The organism is Bosea sp. ANAM02, from assembly GCF_011764485.1.
Taxonomy (GTDB): Bacteria; Pseudomonadota; Alphaproteobacteria; order Rhizobiales; family Beijerinckiaceae; genus Allobosea.
Genome location: NZ_AP022848.1, coordinates 536,346 through 558,778, shown reverse-complemented (window position 1 = coordinate 558,778; position 22,433 = coordinate 536,346). Strand labels below are relative to the sequence as shown.

Genomic DNA, 22,433 nt, shown 5'->3' with positions numbered 1-22,433 from the left:
CTAAAGCAAAGACCTAGAGCAGTTCCGCAATTCGGAGAATTGTGGAACTGCTCTAACCCTCGCCAACCACGAAGCGGGCCACGCTCTCGGCAACCGGGCGCGCCTTCAGGATGCGGCGATGGCCGAGGCCGTCCGTCGCTTCCAGCCGGACGAATGGGCCGGCCTCGGCGAGCGCCTGCGCATGCTGAAAGCCGAGTTCTCGATCCTGCCGGTCATGGATCACGAGCGTCGGCAATCCGATCGACTCAAGCTGAAGCGGCCCTTCGAAAGCCTCGACCGGATTGCCGGCGACGACATGGATGCGCCGCTCCAGCGCCGCCTGCCCGCGCCGGCCGAGGCCGAGTGCGTTGCCGAACTGCCGGGTGATCCGGGTGATCGAGGACGGTGCCGAGATCAGCACGAGCCTGTCGGCGCTGACTACCGGTTGCCCCCGGACCGAACCCGCCAGCGCGGCGAGCATGATCGCGCCACCGAAGGAATGGGTGACGATCGCGTGGAACGGCCCGAACACGCGCGACACCGCTGCGAGGCTTGCGACACCCAGCGGGATATTGAGCTCGCGCCCGGTCGAGGCGCCGTGGCCGGGCAGGTCGAAGGCAACGACCCGGAAATCCTCCGCCAGCAGCGGCTCGACGAAACCCGACATCGAGGCCGCATCCCCGGTCCAGCCATGGACCAGCAGGACCGTCCGGGTCGGCGCCCGTCCCTCGGGCTCGAAGACATAGGCCTGCACACTCCCGCAGGGAAAGGGAATCGCGCGCGGGCTCGCCTGCCGCAGCTTTGCCGGCAGCGCCTGCTCGCCCGTGCCGCCGTTTCCGTTTCGCTTTGCCGGGCGCGGCGGGGTACAGAAGAGGCGGAAGGCCAGCCGGCCGGCCGTGCGCGGAGCGATGAAGCTCGCGGCCCGGACCAGCGGGCGCATGTAACGGAGGGCGGAAGCGCTCATGGCGAAGACCCGATTTTGTTCAACGCTGAACCATTATGTTCAGCCATGAACAAAAAGCAAGAGCCTTCCGAGACGCAAGTCCTGCCCTGGGACCTGCCGCGCTTCCGCAACTGGGTCTCCATCGCCCGCGCCCACAACATGTGGGAGAAGGTGCTCACCGAATCGCTGGCGCCGCTCGGCATCCAGCTCGCGCATTACGATGTGCTCGCCAACATCTTCCACGTCCCCGGCCTGTCACAGCAGGCCCTGGCCGAGAAGCTTCTGGTCGGGCGCAGCGCCATGAGCATGCTGCTGCCGGTGCTGGAGAAGCGCGGCCTGATCGAGCGGCGCAACGACGCGGCCGACCGGCGCTTGCGCCGCCTCTGGCTGACCCCCGCCGGCGAGGCGGTCACCCGCAAGGCGATGGCGATCCATGTCGCCGAGATCGAGGCGATGATGCAGGTCCTCAGCGACGAGGAATGCAATGCCGCGGGCGAAGCGATGCGACGCGTCGGCAAGGCGCTGGAGGCACGCAGCAGCGCAGCGAAGGGCACTATTTGAAGGGCGCTACTTGAAAGGGCGTCATCCGGTGCGCGCTGCGGCACGCGAGAAGACGCCCAGGCGCCAAGCCATGCCTCAGGCCGGCTTCTTCTCCTCGCCGAAGGCGGAGATACCGCCATGCTTGGACGACCAGCTCGCCGGATCGTTGAGGAAGCTCTCGACCTCGGCCAGGATCTTCGCATCGAAATGGCCGCTCTCCTTGGCCACGGCCAGCACGTCCCACCACGTCGTGAGATAATGCAGGTTGATACCGATCTCGGCCATCAGCTCGCGGCTGTTCGGGAAGATGTCGTAGTAGAACAGCACGAAGCAGTGCTGCACATCGGCACCGGCCGTGCGCAGCGCCTCGGCGAAATTCACCTTGCTGCGCCCGTCCGTGGCAAGGTCCTCGACCAGGAGCGTGCGCGCGCCCTCGACGACCGAGCCCTCGATCTGGGCATTGCGGCCGAAGCCCTTCGGCTTCTTGCGGACATACTGCATCGGCAGCGAGAGGCGGTCCGAGATCCAGGCCGCGAAGGGAATGCCCGCCGTCTCGCCGCCGGCGATGGTGTCGAGCGACTCGTAGCCGATATCGCGCACGATCGTCGTCGCCGCGAAATCGATCAGCGTCGAGCGCAGGCGCGGATAGGAGATGATCTTGCGGCAGTCGATATAGACCGGGCTCGCCCAGCCCGAGGTGAAAAAGAAGGGCTTGTCGCTGTAGAAATGCACCGCCTTGATCTCGAGCAGCATCTTGGCCGCTTCGCGCGCGATCACGGCCCTGTCGGTGGGGGTGAACAGGTTGGACATGGCGGTGTCTCCGGGCTGAGCGACGCCGCTCGCCGGAAACGGCAAGGGCGCAGGGACTGGTCGAATTGGCAAACGGCCCCTTCTGATCGCGCTTTCCCGGCAGGTCAATCCCTTCGCCCGGCGATTTTCACATCATGAAGGCCAGAGGGCAGCATGGCCCGCGCTGCCGAAAAACGACCGTTGCGGCGACGCCCGGCATCGAACGCGGAGGTCTCGCGAGAACGGGGCGATACCCGCTCGCGAAATTCCCGATCGCTCGGCGCCGATGCCTCGCTGTTACGGGACGTAACGCCGCGACAATTCTGCCCGATCGTCATAGCTCGCCTCGAAGATCGGGGCGGCCAGCGTGGCTCTTACCTTGAGGATTCCAGTGCCGATATTCTTGAAACCGTGCTTGGCGCCGGCCGGTATCAGCACCGAGACATTCGACTGCACGATTCGGGTCTGGCCGCTCAGATGGATTTCGGCCGTACCCTCCATCACCTCCAGCACCTCTTCCACCGCATGGATATGCAGGGGCGCCCCGAGGCCGGGGTCGCAGAACTGCTCGAAGATACAAAGCTGGTGCGCCTTCACCAGTGCTGACACCCGCATCAGCGTCATCACGCCGTCCCGCCATTTTTCCAGCGGCTGGGTCTCGTGTTCCAAGAGATTCATCGCCTACCCCCGATCATTCGCCATCAGCCGCATATCGTAGCCGAACCGAGATGCCGGTTCGCCCGGCCGCCGGCGGTTCGTTCGCTGCGTATCGTCAGCCAGCCCGTTGACAGCCATCACATCCTATTCATACTTACCTACATGTCAGTAACTCGATCGACAGCTTCTGTCGACATCATTGTCATCGGGGGTGGCGGCTCGGGCCTGATGGCAGCCTTGACCGCCGCGGGCGCCGGTCGCTCTGTGATGGTGGTCGAAAAATGCCCGCGGCTCGGTGGCACGACCGCACTTTCGGTCGGTACGATCTGCGCAGCCGCGACGCGTTTGCAGGCTGTTCGCGGAATCCAGGACGATCCCGATTCCCACTTCGCCGATATGGAGAAATTCATCGGCCCGCTTCTCGACCGCGATAACCCGGCGCTGCGCCGCATCCTCGTCGACGAAGCACCGGAAACGATCCGCCAGCTCGAAGCGCTCGGCGTGACCTTCATGGGTCCGTTGCCGGAGCCGCCGCACAGCCGGCCGAGGCTGCATGCGATCCTGCCCCACTCTCGCGGCTATGTCAGCCATCTCGCCGGAGCCTGCCGTGAAAAGGGGGTCGTCCTGCGCGCCAACGCCCGCGCCACGGCGCTCCTGACCGAGGCGGGCCGCGTCACCGGCGTGGAGATCGCGCCGCAAGCTGGCGCGCCTGAGCGCATCGACGCTCGCCTTGGCGTGATCCTTGCCTCGGGAGACTTCAGTTCGGCGGACAAGAACTACAAGCGGAGATTCATGAGCGGCCCGCTGCTCGACATCGATGGGATCAACCCGGCGAGCACGGGCGACGGCCAGCGGATGGCCGAGGCCGTCGGCGCCGAGATCGTGAACGGGGATCTCGCCTGGGGACCCGAGATCCGCTTTCTCGCCCCGCCGCACCCGAGCATCATCTCGCGCATGCCGACGCACCGCATCGTCGCCCGCGCCCTGCTCACGGCCATGCAATGGCTTCCGGCGCGGCTGCTGCGGCCGATATTGCTGCGTTTCGTCACGACCTATCTGGCGCCCTCGCTGCGGCTGTTCGAGGCCGGCGCCATCCTCGTCAACCAGGCCGGCGAGCGCTTCTGCGACGAACGCAACAGACCTCAGGACGCGATCGGGGGCCAGCCCGGACAGAAGGCCTGGATCGTCATGGACGATGCGCTGGCCCGTCGCTTCTCCGCCTGGCCGAACTTCATCTCGACCGCGCCCGGCGTCGGATACGCCTATCTGCCGGACTACGCCCGCTCGCGGCCGGACATCTACGCCCGCGCAGCGACGCTGGACGGACTGGCGACCAAGCTGGGGCTCCCGTCCGAAACGTTGGTCACCAGCGTGAAGAGGCACAATGCCGGTCTGACCGGCGCCGATCCGCGCCTGCCGATGACGCAGGGCCCGTTCCATGCTCTCGGACCGGCGAAATCCTGGATCGTCTTCAGCGAAGGCGGCCTGCGCATCGATACGGATTTCCGTGTTCTTCACCGCTCGGGACAACCGATCCCCGGCCTCTTCGCCGCCGGCTCCGCCGGGCAGGGCGGCGTCCTTCTCGAAGGTCACGGCCATCATCTCGCCTGGGCCTTCACATCCGGCCGGCTTGCCGGCCTCCAAGCCTCGGATTTGGCGCGGGCAGCCTGACTATCGCCTCGTGTCACATCGAGATCGCCAGCCAGTCAAACACAGAGGGGAAAGACAAATGGCATTCAGGACATTCGCCGCCGTGGCGACGATCGCGGGCATGACGCTCGCGGCCGGGGCCGCGCTCGCCCAGAACAAGATGGAACTCAACATGGCGACGCCTTGGGCGGGCGGCCACTGGCTCGAGATCGGCGCCAAGCGCTATGCGGATCTCGTCGGCCAGATGACCGATGGCCGCATCAAGATCAACGTCTTCCCCGCCGGCGCGCTCGGCCCGGCGCTGAAGGTGACCGAGACCGTCCAGAAAGGCGTCGCGGACATGGGCCATGCCTGGCCCGGCTATGACTGGGCGGTGGACCGCACCGGAGCGATCTTCTCGGGCTGGCCCGGCGGGCCGAACCCGGAAGAGATGATGATGTGGCTCTATAACGGCAACGGCACCAAGCTCTGGAAGGAATGGCGCAAGGAGAAGTTCGATGTCGTCGCGATTCCCTGCGGCGTGCTCGAAACCGAGATCTTCATGCATTCCCACAAGCCCGTGCGCACGCCGGAGGACATGAAGGGCCTCAAGCTGCGCACGTCTTCCTCCTGGGCGGAGATCGCGCCGATGCTCGGCGCCTCCACGGTCGTGCTGCCGGGTTCCGAGGTGTTCTCGGCCCTGGAGCGCAAGGTGGTCGACGCGATCGAGTGGGGCGGCCCCGGCGGCAACCTGCAGGAAGGCTTCAACAAGGTCGCGAAATACGTCGTCATGCCGGGGCTGCACTCGCCCAGCGCGGCGCATGACTGCATCGTCAACAAGAATGTCTGGGCCAAGATCGGCGACAAGGACAAGGCGCTGATGGAGACCGCCGCCAAGGCGACCATGCTCGAGACCTATCTCGGCTACGCCAAGCTCGACATCGATGCCTACAAGAAGATGAAGGAGAACCCGAACAACGAGTTCGTCACCGTCGACAAGAGCCTCGTCGATGCGGTCGGAAAGGTCTCGACCGAATGGGCGCAGAAGCAGTCGAGCTCGAACGAGTGGTTCAAGAAGGTCTACGAGGATCAGGCCGCGTTCCTGAAGTCCGTCAAACCTCTGGGTGAATTCCGCTTCGCCATCGGCTCGCGCTGATGCTCAGGGAGCGGCGCCCCCGGGGCGCCGCTCCCCTACGGTTCGAAAGGAGCTCGCAGCGCATGGTACTCGTCACATGGATCGGCCGGCTTTCGCTCTGGTCCGGCAGAGCGGCCGCCTTGCTCGTGCTGCCGCTCGTCCTGGCCATGGTCTACGAGGTCGTGAGCCGCTACTTCTTCGACGCCCCCACACAATGGGCGTTCGAGCTCAGCTACATGATGATGGGTACGATCTTCCTGCTCGGCCTGTCCTACGCCTTGCTGATCGACCAGCATGTGAATGTCGATTTCATCCACCAGAAGCTGCCGAAGCGGGCCATCGCGCTGATCGACATGACGGGCTACGCCATTCTGTCGGCGATGCTGGTCTGGCTGACCTGCGCGCTGGTCGACAACGTCTTCTCCGTCTACCGGACCGGCGAGGGCTCCGGACTTTCGGCATGGAACCCCAAGATCTGGCCCTATCGGGCGATCTACGCCGTGGGCTTCGGTCTTTTTGCGCTGCAGAGCGCGGCTCGCGCCATTGAGAACCTTCTCGCTGCCCTCGGCCGGCCCGGCATGGAGCAAACGCCATGACCTCGCAGCTCGTGCTGTGGATGTTCCCGGCGCTGATGATCCTGATCTTCCTGGGATTCCCGGTCGCCTTCTCGATGATGCTGACCGCGCTCGGCTTCGGTCTCATGCGCTTCGGCGGCACGCTCGTTCACCAGCTCGCCCAGCGCGTCGACGATGTCGCGACCAACTATGTGCTCGGCGCCATCCCGCTCTTCATCTTCATGGGTTCCATCCTGGAGCGTGCCGGGATCGCCGAGCGGCTCTTCGACGCGCTCTACATGTGGACGCGGCGCCTGCCGGGCGGCCTGGCCATCGCGGCGCTGCTGATGTGCACGATCTTCGCCGCAGCGAGCGGGGTCGTCGGCGCGACGGAGACCCTCGTCGGCATGCTCGCGATACCGGCGATGATGAAGCGTCGCTACGACGCCCGGCTGATCTCCGGCACCATCTGCGGCGGCGGCTCGCTGGGCACGATCATCCCGCCCTCCATCCCGGTGGTGGTCCTGGCGCCGATCGCGGCGCTTCCGGTCGGCGACCTCCTGGCGGGAATCCTGCTGCCCGGCCTGCTGATGTCGAGCCTGTTCATCCTCTACATCGTCGTCGTCTGCGCCTGGAAACCCGAGCTGGCACCGCCGGAGGACGAGCCCGACCCGCGCAGCCTGGGCGAGAAGCTCAAGTTCACCGCGACGGCGCTGGTGCCGCCCGGCTTCCTGATCTTCACGGTGCTGGGCACGCTGTTCATGGGGCTCGCGACGCCTACGGAAGCGGCCGCCTGCGGCTCGTTCGGCGTGCTGCTGCTGGCTCTGATCTACCGGCGGATGTCGTGGAAGGTGCTGTTCCAGGCCTCGCTCCAGACCGTGTCGCTGACTGCCATGATCCTCGCCATCGTGCTCGCGGGCTCGATGTTCTCGGGCGTCTTCTTCGCCTCCGGCGGCATGCAGGCGACGCAGGGCATCCTGCGCGAGTTCGGGTTGTCGTCCTGGTCCGTCATCGCGATCATCCTGCTGATCGCCTTCCTGCTCGGCTTCATCGTCGACCTGATCTCGATCGTTCTGATCCTCGTGCCGATCTCGATGCCGCTGGTGAAGCAGTTCGGCATCGACCCGATCTGGTTCTCGGTCGTCTTCCTGGTGATGTTGCAGACGAGCTACCTGACGCCGCCCATGTCGCCTTCGATCTTCTATCTGAAGGCGATCGCGCCTCCGCAGATCAGGCTCAAGGACATGTACTGGGGCGTCATTCCCTTCATCGTCTGCCAGATCCTGGTGCTGATCCTGTTGCTGACCTTTCCGGGGCTGGCGACCTGGATGCCCAAGATCATGTACGGCAACTGAGCGTCAGCGCTCGATGTGGAGACCATCATGACGCAGACGCAGAGCGTGGGCCGGGCGGTTGTACTCGGCCCAGGGGATGGCGAGAGCTACTGGCAGCCGGTGCCGGCCAACGGCTATGTGCGCAACCTGCTGAACACCGCGAAGACCGGGGGGACCAGCCGCTTCTCGATGGGAACGCAGACGGTGGCGCCGCAATGTTCCATCCGGGAGCATGTCCACGACGCCCACGAGGAGGTGATCTTCGTCTTCGAGGGGCGCGGCATCGCGCGCATCGATGGTGTCGATCACCCCATCGAGAAGGGCTCCTGCGCCTATATCGGGCAGGGCCTCAAGCACCACTTCCTCAACCCCAGCGACGAGCCGCTGAGCTTCACCTTCCTGCTCATGCCTGGTGGGCTGGACGAGTTCTTCGCGCGGATCGGGCGGCCGAAACGGCCCGGAGAGCCGGCGCCGGCGCCGTTCCCCCGGCCGGAGAACATTGCCGAGATCGAGCGCGAAACCGTCTTCGGATGGGTCGATTCCAGTTTCGACGCGAAAAAGTGAGCGGATGATGATCTACGAAGAGCGCGACTATCGCATCAAGGCCGGCAAACTCGCCGAATTCGTGAAGCTCTACGGAGAGTTCGGGCTGCCCCTTCAGAAGGAGCATCTTGGCACCTTCCACGCCTATTTCACCACCGAGATCGGCGAGCTCAATCACGTTGTCGCGCTGTGGAGCTATGACAGCCTGGACGATCGTGCCGCCCGCCGCGGCCGTATGCTCGCCGATCCGCGCTGGCAGGACTATCTGCGCCGGGTCGATGGGCTGATCGATATCCAGAACAGCCGGATCCTCAACCCCGTTTCCTACTCGCCGTTGCAATGAGCGCGCTCCCGGTGAATGAGGACGGCAGCTTCGAGGTCGCGCTGCCGGATGGCGCCCGGCTCAGATTCTGGTCCGAAGGCTCGGGGCCACCACTCCTGCTGGTCAGCGGGCTGGGTGGGACCGGCGGTTTCTGGAAAGGGACCTCCGCGACGCTCAGCCGGCAGTTCCGCGTGCTGCGCTTCGATCAGCGCGGCATCGGCGCGAGCAGCCGGGGCAGTGCCCCCTGCACGATCGCTCAACTCGCCGCCGATTGCCTCGCCGTGCTCGATGCCGCCGGCATCGAAACCTGCGTGATGCTCGGCCATTCCACCGGCGGCTGCATCGGCCAGGCGCTCGGCAAGATCGCACCCGATCGTCTCCGTGGCCTCATCCTGAGCGCAGCATGGCTCAAGCCCGGCCGCTATATGACCTCGCTCTTCAGCGCCCGTCGCGCGATCCTGGACCCGCTGCCGGATGCCTATGCCTCGAGCTCGGCCCTGATGGCCTACCCGCCCGCCTGGCTCGAAGCGAACTGGCATGTCTTCGAGGCGGCGGTCGCCGGGGCTCCACGGACCGCGGAAGCGCGCCAGGTCGTGCGCGAGCGCATCGACGCCCTCCTGGCCTTCGACGGCAGCGCCGATGCCGCGGCGCTCGCCATGCCGCTGCTCGTGCTCGGTGCGCGCGACGACCTGATCGTCCCGGCCTTCCTTCAGGAGGAGCTCGCGGCGGCCCTGCTCGCCCCGACGCTGATCCTGCTCGACAGCGGCGGCCATTTCTTTCCGAACTCCCGCCCCGACGCCTTCACGGCGAAGGTCGCCGAGTGGATCGGAACACTGTGAGCGCCCGGCGCATCCTTCTCATCGGCTATGGCGCGATCGCCGCCGAGCTTGCGGATGCCTTGCGTCAGCGCGGCCATACGGTCGCAACGCTGTTGCGCGCGGATTCGCGCTCCCGCGATCGTGTTCCCGACGATGTCGCGATCGTGACCTCGGTTCAGGAGGCCGCGGCTTTCGCGCCCGAGCTGGTCGTCGAGGCGGCGGGGCACGCGGCGGTCCGTGAGGTCGTTCCGGACTGCCTGTCACGAGGCTTTCCCGTCCTGATCTCGTCGATCGGAGCGTTGCATGACAAGCTGCTCTTCGAGCAGCTCGCCGATATCGCCGGCAGCCATGGCGGCCGCCTGCTGCTCGCCTCCGGCGCTCTGGGCGCCCTCGATTACATTCGCGCGGTGAGCGCGGCCGACCGGCTCTGCGTCGCGTACGAGTCGCGCAAGCCTCCCGCCGCCTGGGCCGCGGAGCTGCGGGCGCTCGGGCACGATCCGGACGCGCTCGCATCCGAGGTCGTCCTGTTCGAGGGAACGGCCCGCGAAGCCGCGGCGGCCTATCCGCAGAATCTCAATGTCGCAGCGGCGCTCGCCCTCGCGGGACCCGGCTTCGACCAGACAAGAGTCGCCGTCATCTGCGATCCGGCAGCCCGGGGGAACACGCACGCCGTCAAGGCCGAGAGCGAGTACGGCACCATGGCGATCACGATCGCCAACCGGCCCTCGCCTGCCAATCCGAAATCATCCTGGATCGTTTCACGCTCTCTGCTGGCGGCGATCGAACAGCATTTTTCTCCGGTCGCGATGCTTTAGCCCTTTGATTTTGCATCGGCTTTTCCCGAAAGCCGGGTTCCACTTTTCGGGCCGATGCTCTAGGCGCAGAGCTGCATGTCGCGAGCGGCTTGCAAGCGGGCGTGGATAGAGTTGATACTTACCGACATGTAAGTCAGTCTGACTTGAGGAAGGGAGGAGGTCCTATGAAACTCGACGGGCGTATCGCGATCATTACCGGCGGCGGCTCGGGGATCGGCCATGAGGCCTGCAAGCTCTTCGCGGCCGAAGGAGCGACGGTCATCGTCGCCGATCGTAACGCGGAAGCGGCGAAAGCCGTCGCCGACGAGATCACGGCGGGCGGCGGCAAGGCCTTTCCCCATGCCGTCGACGTCGCGAACGAGGCGCAGATCGAGGCGATGGTCGCAGCGGTCGTCGCCGGGCACGGCCGCATCGATATCCTCGTCAACAATGCCGGCTACGGCATCGCGGGAACCGTGGTCTCGACCTCCGAGGCCGACTGGGATGCCCTGATGGCGGTCAACGTCAAGGGCGTCTATCTCGGCTGCAAGCATGTCATCCCGGTGATGGAACGCAATGGCGGCGGCGCCATCGTCTCCACCGCCTCGGCCGCCGCCAATATCGGCATTCACGACCGCGCCGCCTATGTGGCCTCGAAAGGCGCCGTCGCCGCACTGACGCGGGCCATGGCGATCGACCATGTCGATGCCGGCATCCGGATCAACGCCGTCGCGCCCGGCACGATCGAATCGCCCTACTTCACCCGGATCCTCAGCGGCCCGGACGGCGCCGAGCTGCGCCGCGGCCTGGAGGAGCGCCAGGCGATGGAGCGCCTCGGCAAGCCGGTCGAGATCGCCCAGGCGATGCTCTGGCTCGCCAGCGACGACGCGTCCTTCTGCACCGGCACCGTCATGGTGGTCGATGGCGGCTGGACGGCCCGCGGCGACCGCAAACTCAAGAAGAAGGCTTGATGCGATGTACGGCTTGAACGGGAAGAAGGCGATCGTCACCGGTGGTGCTCACGGCATCGGCAAGAGCATCGCCGCCCGCCTTCTCGCCGAGGGCTGCGACGTCGGTATATTCGATCTCGACCATGCGGCGGCCGGCGCGACGGCGCGGGAACTCGGGACCCGCGGCAAGATCGTCTGCGCCAGCGGCGACGTCTCGGACAAGGCGGCGGTGGAAAGCGGCATCGGCGCCCTGATGGCCGCGCTTGGGCCTATCGACATTCTCGTCAACAACGCGGGCATCTGCCGCGTCGGCAAGCTGCTGGAGATGAGCGATGCCGACTGGACGGCGACCTTCGGCATCAATGTGGACGGATTGTTCCACGTGACGCGCAAGGTCGCGCCGCAGATGGTCGCGCGCCGCAGCGGGGCCATCGTCAATATCGCGTCCTGGATGGGGAAATCGGCCTCCGCGGCCTTCGGAGCCTACTGCGCCTCGAAATTCGCGGTCGTCGCGATGACACAGTCGCTGGCCTGCGAGATCGGCGAGTTCGGCGTGCGGGTCAACGCGGTGGGGCCGGGCCTGATCGTCGACACGAAGATGCGCGACGAATCGGAGGCCCAGCGCAAGGCCGAGGGACTGCCGGGCGCCCATGACCGGGCGCGGAGCATTCCGCTGCGCCGGCCGGGCTATCCCGACGACATCGCCCGCGCCGTCCTGTTCCTGGCCTCCGACGAGGCGGCCTACATCACCGGCGAAACGATCAGCGTAACGGGCGGTCTCTGGAACGACTGACGGTTCCAGGGCCGGCCGATCGGAACAACCAGCAAACGGAGATCGATGATGCGACGCTTCAAGGACTTCCGCCCGGCCGGTGTCATCCCGGCGACGCTTCTGGCGCTCGACCACGACATGGGCATCGATGAGCGCCAGACGCGCCGACACCTGCGCGACTGCGCGCTGGTCGATGGAGTCGCGGCCGTCACCGTCAACGGCCATGCCTCCGAGGTCCATGCCTGCAGCTTCGAGGAGCAGCAGCAGATCCTGGCCGCTTCGCTGGCGGAAGTCGGCGACGAGGTTCCCCTGATCAACGGCGTCTATGCCGACGGATCGATCGAGGCGGCGCGCATCGCCGCGATGGCGGACCGGGAAGGTGCCTCGGCGCTGCTGGTCTTCCCGCCCAACAGCATGGCGATGGGCGGGCAATTGCGGCCCGAGATGGCGATCGCGCATTACCGGCGTATCGCCGATGCCACCGATCTGCCCATCATCGCCTTCCAGTATCCGATGGCCGGCGGGCTCGGCTTCGCCTTCGACACGCTGCTCGCCCTGTTCGAGGACGTCCCGACCATCGCCGCGATCAAGGACTGGTCGAACGACGCCATGCTGCACGAGAAGCACATTCGCACCTTCCAGAATCTGCCCCGCCCGGTGAATGTCCTCACCACCCATTCGTCCTGGCTCATGGCTTCGTTGACGCTGGGCTGCAACGGGCTGCTCTCGGGCTCCGGCTCCGTGATCGCGGACCTGCAGGTTGCCCTGTTCCGCGCGGTCCAGGCCGGCGATCTCAAGGCGGCGCAGGCCATCAACGATCGCATCGTTCCCTTGTCGCAGGCGTTCTACGCGCCGCCCTTCCTCGACATGCACAACCGGATGAAGGAGGCCCTGGTCCTGCTCGGGCGTCTCGACAAAGCGGTGGTGCGCCCGCCTCTGGTCAAGATCACGGAGGCCGAGATTGCCCGTATCGGACAGGCGCTCGAACAGGCCGGGATCGGACGCGAAGGCGCCTTGCCGATGGCCGCCTGACGCCGACGAGGCAAGCGACCATGGCGCGCGACGGGACGAACCTTCTCTTCACGCCCGGCCGCATCGGCCCGCTTCATCTCGGGAATCGCGTGATCATGGCACCCATGACCACGCGCCACGCCGATGCCGAAGGCTTCGTGACCGAGGAGGGGCTCGCCTACTACGCAGCGCGTGCGGCAGGCGGCGTCGGGCTCGTCACGGTCGAGATGGCGGCGCCGGAGCCGGCGGGCAAGCATCGCCGCTTCGAGCTCGGAATCGGCGACGACCGTTTCCTGCCGGGCCTCGAGCGGCTTGTCCGGATCATCCATGAGCAGGGAGCGAAGGCCTCGATCCAGCTCGGCCATGGCGGAGGGCACACGCGTCGCGACATCTGCGGCGAGGAGCCTGTGGCGCCCTCCGCGATCGCGCACAGCGTTCAGGAAGGCCATACCGAGATCATCGTCCCGCAGGCGATGAGCGAGGCGCGCATCGCGGCCTGTGTCGAGGCCTTCGCGCAGGCGGCGGAGCGCGCGGGGAAGGCCGGCTTCGACGCGGTCGAGATCCACGCCGCACACGGCTATCTGATCTCGCAATTCCTCAACCCGCTGGAGAACCGCCGGGAGGACCGCTATGGCGGCCCGCTTGAGAACCGCGCCCGCTTCGGCCTCGATATCCTGCGTGCCGTGAAGGCTGCCGTGCCGGGCCTTGCCGTGATCTTCCGGATGAATGGCGACGACTTTTTCCAGCACGGCATGACGGCTCCGGAGGCCGTGGAGATTGCCCGCTGGGCTGCGCAGGCCGGCGCGGATGCGATCCATGTCACCGCAGGCCATTATCGTTCGCAACCCTCCGCCGCCATCATGATCCCGCCGATGGCGACACCGCCGACCCCGTTCCTCGACTTCGCGCGCGCCATCAAGGCGGTCGTTCCGGTCCCTGTCATCGGTGTGGGACGCCTTGGCGATCCCGCACGGGCGGCGGCGGCGATTGCAGCCGGCGCAATCGACTTTGTCGCCCTCGGCCGCCCGCTGCTGGCCGATCCCGACTGGGTCGCCCATGCGAGCGCAGGCGATGAGGTGCGTCGCTGTCTCGCCTGCAATTCCTGCGTCGACGGCATGCGGACCGGCAGCAAGCTGCATTGCATCGTCAATCCCACGACCGGCCGGGAGCGTGCCTTCGCGGACGCGCGGAGCCTGCTGAACGGCAAGCGGATCGCCGTGATCGGCGCCGGTCCCGCCGGCCTGACCTATGCAGGGCTGGCGGCACTGCAGAACCGGGTCACGTTGTTCGAGCGCAAGACCAGGCCCGGCGGCGCGCTGAGGCTCGCCGGGCTTGCGCCGCTCTATCAGGGCGTGGCGGCGGATCGGCAAAGCCTGATCGAGCATGTCGATGCCGCGTTGCTTCTCTGCCGGCAGCGTGGCGTTCGGATCGAAATGGGACTCGATCCGATCATGAACCCGGAGCGACTCGTCGGTTTCGATCACATCGTCGTTGCGACCGGAGCGGATTATCGCGGCGGGCTCGGCCCGGCAGTGCGCGCCATGCTCTCGACGGGCCTCGTCCGACACTGGCCTTTGAAGGCCGCTGCCTCGCATGACGGGTTGCGCGACTGGTTCTACCACCGGGCGCGCGAGCCCGGCGGCCCGAAGGCCGCGGCGCGGATCGCAAGCCTTGGCATTCCCGTCGAAATCATCGGCGATGCGCTCGCGCCCGGCAAGACGCGGGCAGCAATCGCCAGCGCCTATGCCGCCGTCTATGGTCGCGTGGATGCCGACACGACCGCGTGATAGACGGCTCGCACGCTGCGGGGCAGGCAGGAGAAGTCAGGATAGCCAGGGATGAAGGACGAGATCAAACACGTGACGGTCGCGCTGTTGCTGCGGCATGGCTATCAGGGTCTGCGCTTTCGCGACATCGCCGAGCAATTGGGCGTGACGCGCGCCAATATCCATCATCACTACGGCAACAAGCTCAACCTCTGCGAAGAAGTCATCGTCGAGTACGTCGACCGCACGCTCGAGGCCTGGACGCTGAACTGGACCTGCGACAAGACGCTGTTCGAGAAGGTCGAGGGCATGATGGAATCGAACCGCAAGCGCTATCTGCAGTTCAACCCGACCGGCAAGACGGCCCATCCCTGGTCCCTGATCGGCCGGATGCGCCTCGAAAGCAACGTTATCGGCCCGCGAGCGAGGGAGGCCTTGGCCAATTTCGCGGCCCAGCTCAACCGGCTGGTCATCGCCGGTGTCGAGCAGGCGGTCGCCAGGGGCGAGCTTTCGCCCGACGCACCGCGCGCCGACATCGCGCTCCAGCTCGTCGCCATCGCCGACAGTGCGGGCTGGATCACGCAGGACGGCGGCGATTTCAGCCGCCTCGAGCAGCTTTACCGGTCGGTCATACGCATCGTCGACAATGCTTACGGCAGGCGCAAGGCAGACGCGATCTGAGCGCTCCGGCCCCTTTGAGGCGCTCTGCCGACCTATTCGCTCAAGCCCGCGTCCGCACCGCCGCCAACACCCGGAGCGGGAGCGAGCCGACCACGCCGGGTGGCGGGATCGATCCCCTCTGCATCGCATTCGCGGGTGAGGAGCCCGAAATCTTGCTCCGGGGAGTGAGAATGCGGCCATCGTAGCCGCCACCGTCAAACGCGGAAAGGCCTGGTTGCGCCGCATGAAGCCACGATCGATCCGCAGACCCCGGCGCAGGCTCTAGATGACGCCCTCTATGAGCCCCAGATTCCTGGCCTCATCGGCTTCGACATACCAGTTCTCCGGCGCCAGCCTGAGCACCTGCTCCATCGTCACCGACGAGCCGGCGATCAGATTCTGGAAGCCCTCGTTCTGGATCTGGATCGAATGTTCGATCTCGTTCAGCTTCGCCTTGAGATTGGCGATGCACATCGTCAAAGGACCGTCCAGAATGACGTTCGCCTGGATTTTCCGCTCATGGATCATCAGGCGGGTGCCGCGCGTGAGATAGCGGTTCGGGCGGGCGAAGAAGCTCATGAAGGTCGCGCCGGCAGAGTAGATCGCGGCCTTGCCCAGAAAGACGAAGCGCCGGCCAGGCTCCTGCTCGCTGTGGAAGCGGATATCCTCCCCCATCATGCGCGCGACTTCGGGGTCGCCCCCAAGCGTGCTCAGTTCGATGACGACGATGCCCTCCAGCGGAGCGCTCATCAGGCGATCCCTGAAGAAGGCGTACATCATGTGATCGACGATCCCGGCCAGCAGGATCGGAGGATTCAGGAAATCCCGGGCCTGAAGGGGGCGGAGGAGGTCGTTCGCAGCGTCGTCGGCCACGGTTGAATGCGCGTTCATGCTCGATCCGGAGACAATGGAAATTCTCGCGGCTGAACGCCGGCTGGACGACGAGGTTCCCTCGCGGCCGGCTTATTGCTGCGTCCGATAATGTCGCAGCGCTCGTTCGACCAGGTCATCCTCATCGAGTGCCAGCATGACCAAAGACGCCACGATGTAGGATAATCGTGTCCGCTCGCGATCCCGATCTGCTTCATCGATCAGCGGCTTGATCCGGTTCCATGCCTCGTCCAGGGCCGCCCGGGCACGTGCAAGCTCGACCGGATTATGAAGCGATGAGAATGGCATGGTGTGGAGCCTAGCGCGGTTGCGCCAGGCACGCGCCGTCATATGACGGTCGTCTGTTCGCTGCCGCCACGATCAGCGAGAGCGTCAGCCCTTCCGCGCGGCACCTGCCAATTGCGAAAGCACGGACGGAAGGTGGCTGAATGTCAGCCGGTGCCGGGGTCGATGTCGCGAACCGGCCTGGACGGCGGGAGCGCGCCGGCCCCCGGCGTCGCCTCCTTGTTCGTCTGCGACTCGTTCGCATGCGGACCGGCGGGCGGAACGTCCCTGCCTCTCGCACGTTGCTTCCGATTACCCTCGGAGATGACCTTGGGACCCTTCATCGCGTCACCGGCCGCGTCCTCGCGCTTTTCGGGCGGACGCTGGTTGGGTTCGGTCGGGCCGTTGGTGCTGCCATTTCGCTCGTCGTGACGACTGATCATCGCGTACCCTTTCTGAAATGCTGCAGAAGCAACGCCGCAGCGATCCGATCGTTGCGATGAATGCGAAGAATGCCCGGCCCCATCCGGAGCCGGGCTTGCTCCGCACGAGTGATCAGAGTCCCGGATCGACGCGCAGGTTCTCGTCGCGATGCTCGCCCCCGAGCGTCGCGGCCCAGGATGCGGCGGCCGCTCCGACCAGCAATGCGGCAGCGGTGAGGAACGCCGTCAGGACGGCAATCTTGCGCGCGCGCTCGGCTGCCTGTTTGGCGGTTTCCTTGGCCTGCGACAGGCGGGCATAGGCGTCGTCGATACGCTTCTGCGCGTCCTGCTCGCTGATGCCGGAGCGCGCGGCGAGACGCGAAGCCAGATAATCCCGGTCGCCCTGCTCGATCTTGCCGTCCTTCAACGCGTTGACGAAGATCCGGGAAGCCTCGTCACGCTCCTGGGCAGTCGGCGGCTGCTGACCGTTGGCACGCATGACGTTGTCCAGCGCCATCGCGAGCGGATCGACATTCTGCGAGACCAGCGAGGCCACGCCGGAACTCGCGCTGGCGACACTGCTGGCCGCGGTCTTTGCCGCGCCGAACAGCGACGATGTCGCTACGAAGGTGATGAGCAAGGCGCCGGTCGCCCAGACCAGGAGGCCATGGGTCCCATCGCGCAGCTTGCGCTCGTCGCGGTTGGCGTCGAAGCTCGGCTGGCGCATCCGGCCAGCGAGATAACCGCCGGCCATCGTCGCGGAAACCATGACCCAGAGCGCCCAGAGCGCGCCTGCGATCGCCAGCGCCGTGGCGCTGGAACTCTTCTCGAAATCGGCGGAGACCATCGACAGCCCGATCGCCGACCCGAAAACCGTCATGATGGTCGAGATGGCCGTCGCGATGACGGCACCCCCGAGGATCGGCCCCCATTGTACATAGGATCGGTTTTCCCTGTTGACGGTCACGGGAGCGACGACGACGTCCGTTCCAGACATGGACATGGCGAATTCCTATCGAAGACCGAGGAACGACAGGATGGCCATGACGACCACCACGAGACCGACGAGATAAATGATGCTGTCCATGAGCCCCACCTGCTGACGAGCGAAAGTGAGGGCGAAACGGCTGGCGTCGGGGAAAGGTTCCTGGAGCGCGAGGGTGATAACCGCGGAAGCGATCGAAGCCGGGACCGCGAGCGCCAATTCGATATGCGTCAAACGATAAGCCGACTAACCGATCGCATTGCGCTTCACCGCTTCTCGACATCCAGAAACCCGGCGGTCTTGAAAAACGCGCCGGCGGCGCGCAGCCTGAGACCGAAAGGCGTTTGCCGACCGATCCAGCGGCTCGATGAGCAAATGATGTTGTCTCCCGAAGCAAAAGCACGTTGCTGTCGGCCTGGACATTTGAAACGGCAGGGAGCGAATGGACAAGCAGCTCTATCTGGAACGTCTCGTTCTCAAGCTCGAAACCCATGTTCCCCTCCCCGCGACCGAGCGGGACAAGCTTCTCGATCTGCCGCTCACCCTGAAGCGTTTCGAAGCCGGCCAGGACATCGTCCGGGAGGGCGAGATCACCAAGCAGTGCTGCCTGGTCGCCGAAGGTCTGGTCTGTCGCTACAAGATCGTCGGCGACGGAGCCCGGCAGATCCTGTCGCTCCACCTTCCCGGCGACATTCCGGATATCCATTCGCTGCTCATCGAGCGCATGGATCATTGTTTGGGGGCGCTGACCCCCGCGGTCGTCGGCCTGATCCCGCACGATGCCGTCCGAGCGCTCACGCGAGCGTCCTATCGCATCTCCGAGGCGTTCTGGCGCGAAACGCTGATCGAAGCCTCGATCTATCGCGAGTGGATGGTGGGGATCGGACGCCGGTCTGCACCAAGCCGCATCGCCCATCTGTTCTGCGAGTTCATCACCAAGATGACGGCCATCGGCCTGTCGGACGGGGTGACCTGCAACCTGCCTTTGACGCAGCCGGAGATCGCCGATGCGCTCGGCCTTTCCACCGTCCACATGAACAAGAAGCTCAGGGAGATCCGGGAGGCCAAGCTCATTCGGCTCCGTGCCAATCGCCTGACGGTCCTGGACTGGAAAGGGCTTTGCAAACTGGCGGATTTCGATCCGGACTATCTGCATCTCCAGCCCGGCGCCGTCAAAATCGCGAGCGCCTGAGGAACAGCTTGGCGCCGGCTGCATTAGGCAGACATGCCCAGCTACTTCTTTCATACGCGCGACGGAGAGAAGCTCGAAATCGACGAGGAAGGCACGGACCTGCCCGATGACCAAAGCGCGCGCAACGCGGCCAAGGAACTGCTCGCCGCACTGAACCGCGAAAAGCTGCCCAATGGCGACCACATGTCACTTTCGGTCACCGTGCAGAATGCCGAAGGGACGGATATCTACGTAGCCAGCCTGCGCCTCGACGGCCTTCCGTCCTCACATCCCGACAAGCGCTGAAAGGGACGCCCCGCGCTCGGCCCGCGCCGCTTCCTGGCAGGCGGGCGCGTCGGTTTCGGTGCGCGGGCGCGATGCACAGCGACACGCTCGTCGCAATGTCATTTGATGTTGCTTTGGAAGCCTGGATCGGCGCAAAGAAAATCTCCTCTCCGGCTGGTTCCCCGCATGCCTATCTCTCAGGCGTTCTTCCAACGCTCGAACGCCCTGCTTCTCGCCGTCGGCATTGCGGTGCTCGTCGTCATCGTCGCGACCTCCCTCTGGCTGACGGCGGCGAGCGAGCGCTATTTCGGAGAGGTGACCGCAGCCCGCGCCGTGCGAAGCGCAACCGCCGATCTCCTGTCGCTGGTCCAGGATGCGGAGACAGGCCAGCGCGGCTATCTGCTGACGCGTGACGAAAGCTATCTGGCTCCCTACAGCGCGACCGTCTCGCGGCTCCCCGAACAGCGCGCCCTGCTCGAACGCGCCGTCGCGAGGCTGCCCGAGATCACCCCGATCCTGCAAAGGGTCGGCAACGAACTCGACGGGAAAATGGCGGAGCTCGCGGCCACTGTCGAGGCGACGCGCAAAGGCGACGTCGAGACCGCGCTGGAACTTGTCCGCAGCGGCGCCGGCAAACGCCTGATGGACGAATTGCGGGCCGATCTCAACGCGATCCTGGCGATCTCGGAAAGGGAATTGCGGGAAGCGATCGACGACCAGGTCACGGCCTCGACGCGGCTGCGCTGGACCACGATCATCGGCGCGATCCTGATCCTCGCTATGGCCGGCGCGGCAAGCTGGACGATCATCAGCTATACCCGCGAACTCGTCGCGGCCCGGCGCGAGGTCGAAACGCTCAATGTCGGGCTCGAAGAGCGTGTACGCCAGCGCACGGACGCGCTCGTCAAGGCGAACGAAGAGGTGCAGCGCTTCGCCTATATCGTAACGCACGACCTGCGCGCGCCGCTGGTGAACATCATGGGCTTCACCAGCGAGCTGGAGGCGATGTTCGAGCCGATCGATGCTTATGTCGGGGCCGGAGCCACAGCAACGCCGGAACAGAAGGCGGCGGCCGAAGAGGCGCTGCGGGTCGACGTTGCCGAGGCGATCGGCTTCATCCGCTCGTCCACGCGCAAGATGGATGGGCTCATCAACGCGATCCTCAAGATCTCCCGCGAGGGCAGGCGCGAATTGCGGGCCGAAAGCGTCGATCTCACCGGGCTCATCGAGACGGCGGCAGGAGCGGTCCACCACCAGGCCAGCGCGGAGGAAGGTGGCGGAATCGAGATCGACCCGCAGGTGCCCCGCGTCATGAGCGACCGCCTGTCGCTCGACCAGATCATGGGCAACCTCCTCGACAACGCCATCAAGTACCGGGCGCCGGACCGCCCGATCCGGATCGCGGTGCGCACGCGCCGGGAACGCCGCGGCTGGGTGAAGATCGAGATCGAGGACAATGGCCGCGGCATCGCGGCGGCGGATCACGAGCGCATCTTCGAGCTGTTCCGCCGCTCGGGCACGCAGAACACGGCGGGCGAAGGCATCGGCCTCGCCCATGTCCGCACGATGGTGCGCAATCTCGGCGGCGACATCGCCGTGCGCTCAGAACTCGGAAAAGGCACGACCTTTACCGTGACCCTGCCCCCCGACCTCGCGGCTTACAGACGGAGTGCCGAAGCGTGACCAATGGAAAGCCCGTCTCGATCATCATGATCGAGGACGATGAAGGCCATGCCCGCCTCATCGAGAAGAACATCCGCCGTGCCGGGGTCAGCAACGAGATCATCCCCTTCGCCAACGGCACGGATGCGCTGGACTACCTGTTCGGTTCCGACGGCTCCGGCGCCGTCAGCGCCGGGCGGCAGCTCCTCATCCTGCTCGACCTCAACCTGCCCGACATGGGCGGTGTCGACATCCTCGAGAAGGTCAAGGCGAACGCGCATACCAGGCGTTCGCCGGTGGTCGTGCTGACCACCACCGATGACAGCCGCGAGATCCAGCGCTGCTACGATCTCGGCGCCAATGTCTACATCACCAAGCCCGTGGACTATGACGGCTTCGCCCATGCAATCCGGCAGCTCGGGCTATTCTTCTCCGTCATCCAGGTTCCGGAAACGCCATGACCGGCTTGCGCGACCGCCGCTAATGCCGAACCGGCCCATCAACGTTCTCTATATCGACGACGACGCCACGCTCGGGCGCCTCGTGCAGCGCATGCTCGCGCGCCACAACTATGTCGTGGAGCATGTCGAGACCGCTGATGCCGGGCTCTCGCGCGCGGCGGCCGGCGGTATCGACGTCATCATCCTCGACCACGATCTCGGAACGGCCTCGGGGCTCGACGTCCTTGCAGCGTTGTCCGCGGATGCGGCTTCTCCCGCCGTCATCTACGTGACCGCCTCGTCGGAGCTGTCGATCGCCGTGACGGCGCTGAAGGCGGGCGCGATGGACTATGTTGTCAAGACGGTCGGCGAGGATTTCGAGGTGCTGCTGCGGGCGGCGCTGGAACACGCGGTCGTCAAGACGCGCCTGACCCGCGCCCGCGAGCAGGCCGAGCAGGAAGTGCGGGCGGCGCGCGACCGGGCCGTGACGCTGCTGGCCGAGGTCAATCACCGCGTCGCCAACAGCCTGTCGCTGGTCGGCTCGCTCGTCCGGATGCAGGCCAACTCGGTCGAGGATCCCGGCGCCAAGGCGGCGCTGGCCGAGACGCAGGCGCGTATTACCGCCATCGGCAACCTGCATCGCAGCCTCTACACCTCCGACGATGTCCGTACCGTCGATCTCGCCGGCTATCTGCGCTCGCTGCTTGATGAGTTCTCCCAGTCACTGGCCGGATCCGGTCAGATGCCGACGATCCGCTTCGAATCCCCGCCGGTGCCGGTATCGGCGAAAACCGACAAGGCGATCTCGATCGGGCTGATCGCGACCGAACTCGTCACCAACGCGCTGAAATACGCCTATCCGGACGGTCAGGGCGAAGTGCGGATCAGCCTCTCCCGCCAGGACGACGTCGTCACGCTCGAGGTCGTCGACGACGGGGTCGGCTGGACCGGAACCGGCACGATCCGGGGCACCGGCCTCGGCAGCAAGATCGTGCGCGCAATGGCGAAGAGCCTCGCCACCGAGTTGCGCTATCGGGAGACGGGCGGACGCGGCACGCACGCCGTCATGCAGCTATCCGCCGCCGGCCTGGCACCTCCGGCGTCCGAGGCAGCCTGA

At 65.9% G+C, this 22,433-nt stretch carries 27 protein-coding genes; 19 read left to right on the top strand and 8 right to left on the bottom strand.

The annotated features are described in order from the left end of the window. Nucleotides 1–52: 52 nt before the first annotated feature. Nucleotides 53–943 carry an alpha/beta fold hydrolase gene (locus OCUBac02_RS02710; protein ID WP_173043353.1) on the bottom strand — a complete coding sequence of 297 codons (891 nt, stop codon included), beginning with the start codon at nucleotides 941–943 and terminating at the stop codon, nucleotides 53–55. A gap of 45 nt (nucleotides 944–988) precedes the next feature. On the opposite strand from OCUBac02_RS02710, the gene OCUBac02_RS02705 reads away from it, so the two are divergent. Beyond that, nucleotides 989–1,483, top strand: a complete 495-nt coding sequence (locus OCUBac02_RS02705; RefSeq protein ID WP_173043352.1) for a MarR family winged helix-turn-helix transcriptional regulator — start codon at nucleotides 989–991, stop codon at nucleotides 1,481–1,483. 75 nt (nucleotides 1,484–1,558) lie between these two features. Here the strand turns inward: OCUBac02_RS02705 and OCUBac02_RS02700 are convergent, their stop codons facing one another. Further along, the gene (locus OCUBac02_RS02700; protein WP_173043351.1) at nucleotides 1,559–2,272 is read right to left on the bottom strand and encodes an orotate phosphoribosyltransferase; all 714 of its coding nucleotides are present in this window, start codon (nucleotides 2,270–2,272) and stop codon (nucleotides 1,559–1,561) included. A 276-nt stretch (nucleotides 2,273–2,548) separates the two neighbouring features. After that, nucleotides 2,549–2,929: a cupin domain-containing protein gene (locus tag OCUBac02_RS02695; RefSeq protein WP_173043350.1), complete on the bottom strand. Its 381-nt coding sequence runs from the start codon at nucleotides 2,927–2,929 to the stop codon at nucleotides 2,549–2,551. Between OCUBac02_RS02695 and OCUBac02_RS02690 the strand changes: the two genes are divergently transcribed. The 13 genes from OCUBac02_RS02690 to OCUBac02_RS02630 all read left to right on the top strand — a co-directional run bounded on the left by OCUBac02_RS02690 (nucleotide 2,912) and on the right by OCUBac02_RS02630 (nucleotide 15,217). Then, the gene (locus OCUBac02_RS02690; RefSeq protein ID WP_197933304.1) at nucleotides 2,912–4,579 is read left to right on the top strand and encodes an FAD-dependent oxidoreductase; all 1,668 of its coding nucleotides are present in this window, start codon (nucleotides 2,912–2,914) and stop codon (nucleotides 4,577–4,579) included. The genes OCUBac02_RS02695 and OCUBac02_RS02690 overlap by 18 nt on opposite strands. Nucleotides 4,580–4,637: 58 nt before the next feature. Continuing rightward, complete coding sequence (dctP, locus tag OCUBac02_RS02685; RefSeq protein WP_173043349.1) at nucleotides 4,638–5,693, top strand: TRAP transporter substrate-binding protein DctP; 1,056 nt, start codon at nucleotides 4,638–4,640, stop codon at nucleotides 5,691–5,693. A gap of 62 nt (nucleotides 5,694–5,755) precedes the next feature. Continuing rightward, entirely contained in the window at nucleotides 5,756–6,268 is a 513-nt protein-coding gene (locus OCUBac02_RS02680) for a TRAP transporter small permease subunit (RefSeq protein WP_173043348.1), read from the top strand. After that, a complete protein-coding gene (locus tag OCUBac02_RS02675) occupies nucleotides 6,265–7,581 on the top strand; it encodes a TRAP transporter large permease (RefSeq protein WP_047574753.1) in 1,317 nt (438 codons plus the stop codon). The genes OCUBac02_RS02680 and OCUBac02_RS02675 overlap by 4 nt, the downstream gene beginning before the upstream one ends. Before the next feature lie 27 nt (nucleotides 7,582–7,608). Beyond that, nucleotides 7,609–8,124: a cupin domain-containing protein gene (locus OCUBac02_RS02670; RefSeq protein ID WP_047574755.1), complete on the top strand. Its 516-nt coding sequence runs from the start codon at nucleotides 7,609–7,611 to the stop codon at nucleotides 8,122–8,124. Nucleotides 8,125–8,128: 4 nt separating this feature from the next. Next, nucleotides 8,129–8,446: an NIPSNAP family protein gene (locus OCUBac02_RS02665; protein ID WP_244639076.1), complete on the top strand. Its 318-nt coding sequence runs from the start codon at nucleotides 8,129–8,131 to the stop codon at nucleotides 8,444–8,446. An 11-nt stretch (nucleotides 8,447–8,457) separates the two neighbouring features. Then, nucleotides 8,458–9,264 carry an alpha/beta fold hydrolase gene (locus tag OCUBac02_RS02660; RefSeq protein ID WP_244639075.1) on the top strand — a complete coding sequence of 269 codons (807 nt, stop codon included), beginning with the start codon at nucleotides 8,458–8,460 and terminating at the stop codon, nucleotides 9,262–9,264. After that, entirely contained in the window at nucleotides 9,261–10,058 is a 798-nt protein-coding gene (locus tag OCUBac02_RS02655; protein ID WP_173043346.1) for an aspartate dehydrogenase, read from the top strand. The genes OCUBac02_RS02660 and OCUBac02_RS02655 overlap by 4 nt, the downstream gene beginning before the upstream one ends. Nucleotides 10,059–10,222: 164 nt before the next feature. After that, nucleotides 10,223–11,008 (top strand): SDR family oxidoreductase, encoded by a 786-nt coding sequence (locus OCUBac02_RS02650; RefSeq protein ID WP_173043345.1) that lies wholly within the window; start codon nucleotides 10,223–10,225, stop codon nucleotides 11,006–11,008. A 4-nt stretch (nucleotides 11,009–11,012) separates the two neighbouring features. Then, the gene (locus OCUBac02_RS02645) at nucleotides 11,013–11,780 is read left to right on the top strand and encodes an SDR family NAD(P)-dependent oxidoreductase (RefSeq protein ID WP_173043344.1); all 768 of its coding nucleotides are present in this window, start codon (nucleotides 11,013–11,015) and stop codon (nucleotides 11,778–11,780) included. 48 nt (nucleotides 11,781–11,828) lie between these two features. Further along, nucleotides 11,829–12,791, top strand: coding sequence for a dihydrodipicolinate synthase family protein (locus OCUBac02_RS02640; RefSeq protein ID WP_156134474.1), 963 nt, complete (start codon nucleotides 11,829–11,831; stop codon nucleotides 12,789–12,791). 20 nt (nucleotides 12,792–12,811) lie between these two features. Beyond that, nucleotides 12,812–14,557, top strand: coding sequence for an NADH:flavin oxidoreductase (locus OCUBac02_RS02635; RefSeq protein WP_173043343.1), 1,746 nt, complete (start codon nucleotides 12,812–12,814; stop codon nucleotides 14,555–14,557). 51 nt (nucleotides 14,558–14,608) lie between these two features. After that, nucleotides 14,609–15,217, top strand: coding sequence for a TetR/AcrR family transcriptional regulator (locus OCUBac02_RS02630; RefSeq protein ID WP_047574771.1), 609 nt, complete (start codon nucleotides 14,609–14,611; stop codon nucleotides 15,215–15,217). 261 nt (nucleotides 15,218–15,478) lie between these two features. On the opposite strand, the gene OCUBac02_RS02625 is transcribed toward OCUBac02_RS02630, so the two are convergent. The 5 genes from OCUBac02_RS02625 to OCUBac02_RS02605 all read right to left on the bottom strand — a co-directional run bounded on the left by OCUBac02_RS02625 (nucleotide 15,479) and on the right by OCUBac02_RS02605 (nucleotide 17,992). Then, nucleotides 15,479–16,087: a peptidase S14 gene (locus tag OCUBac02_RS02625; RefSeq protein ID WP_244639074.1), complete on the bottom strand. Its 609-nt coding sequence runs from the start codon at nucleotides 16,085–16,087 to the stop codon at nucleotides 15,479–15,481. A 72-nt stretch (nucleotides 16,088–16,159) separates the two neighbouring features. After that, entirely contained in the window at nucleotides 16,160–16,417 is a 258-nt protein-coding gene (locus tag OCUBac02_RS02620; protein ID WP_047574775.1) for a hypothetical protein, read from the bottom strand. 101 nt (nucleotides 16,418–16,518) lie between these two features. Then, nucleotides 16,519–16,794 (bottom strand): hypothetical protein, encoded by a 276-nt coding sequence (locus OCUBac02_RS02615; protein ID WP_173042961.1) that lies wholly within the window; start codon nucleotides 16,792–16,794, stop codon nucleotides 16,519–16,521. 112 nt (nucleotides 16,795–16,906) lie between these two features. Continuing rightward, nucleotides 16,907–17,776, bottom strand: coding sequence for a hypothetical protein (locus OCUBac02_RS02610; protein ID WP_173043342.1), 870 nt, complete (start codon nucleotides 17,774–17,776; stop codon nucleotides 16,907–16,909). A gap of 9 nt (nucleotides 17,777–17,785) precedes the next feature. After that, nucleotides 17,786–17,992, bottom strand: coding sequence for a hypothetical protein (locus OCUBac02_RS02605; RefSeq protein WP_173042960.1), 207 nt, complete (start codon nucleotides 17,990–17,992; stop codon nucleotides 17,786–17,788). 208 nt (nucleotides 17,993–18,200) lie between these two features. Here OCUBac02_RS02605 and OCUBac02_RS02600 point away from each other — a divergent pair, with 208 nt between their 5' ends. The 5 genes from OCUBac02_RS02600 (at nucleotide 18,201) to OCUBac02_RS02580 (ending at nucleotide 22,433) form a co-directional block, all read left to right on the top strand. Beyond that, nucleotides 18,201–18,950: a Crp/Fnr family transcriptional regulator gene (locus OCUBac02_RS02600; protein WP_173043341.1), complete on the top strand. Its 750-nt coding sequence runs from the start codon at nucleotides 18,201–18,203 to the stop codon at nucleotides 18,948–18,950. Nucleotides 18,951–18,983: 33 nt separating this feature from the next. After that, nucleotides 18,984–19,235, top strand: coding sequence for a DUF6894 family protein (locus tag OCUBac02_RS02595; RefSeq protein ID WP_173043340.1), 252 nt, complete (start codon nucleotides 18,984–18,986; stop codon nucleotides 19,233–19,235). Nucleotides 19,236–19,400: 165 nt separating this feature from the next. Next, nucleotides 19,401–20,897 carry a sensor histidine kinase gene (locus OCUBac02_RS02590; RefSeq protein WP_173043339.1) on the top strand — a complete coding sequence of 499 codons (1,497 nt, stop codon included), beginning with the start codon at nucleotides 19,401–19,403 and terminating at the stop codon, nucleotides 20,895–20,897. Between the two features lie 26 nt (nucleotides 20,898–20,923). Next, nucleotides 20,924–21,337 carry a response regulator gene (locus tag OCUBac02_RS02585; RefSeq protein WP_173049280.1) on the top strand — a complete coding sequence of 138 codons (414 nt, stop codon included), beginning with the start codon at nucleotides 20,924–20,926 and terminating at the stop codon, nucleotides 21,335–21,337. Between the two features lie 22 nt (nucleotides 21,338–21,359). Continuing rightward, complete coding sequence (locus tag OCUBac02_RS02580) at nucleotides 21,360–22,433, top strand: histidine kinase dimerization/phosphoacceptor domain -containing protein (protein WP_173043338.1); 1,074 nt, start codon at nucleotides 21,360–21,362, stop codon at nucleotides 22,431–22,433.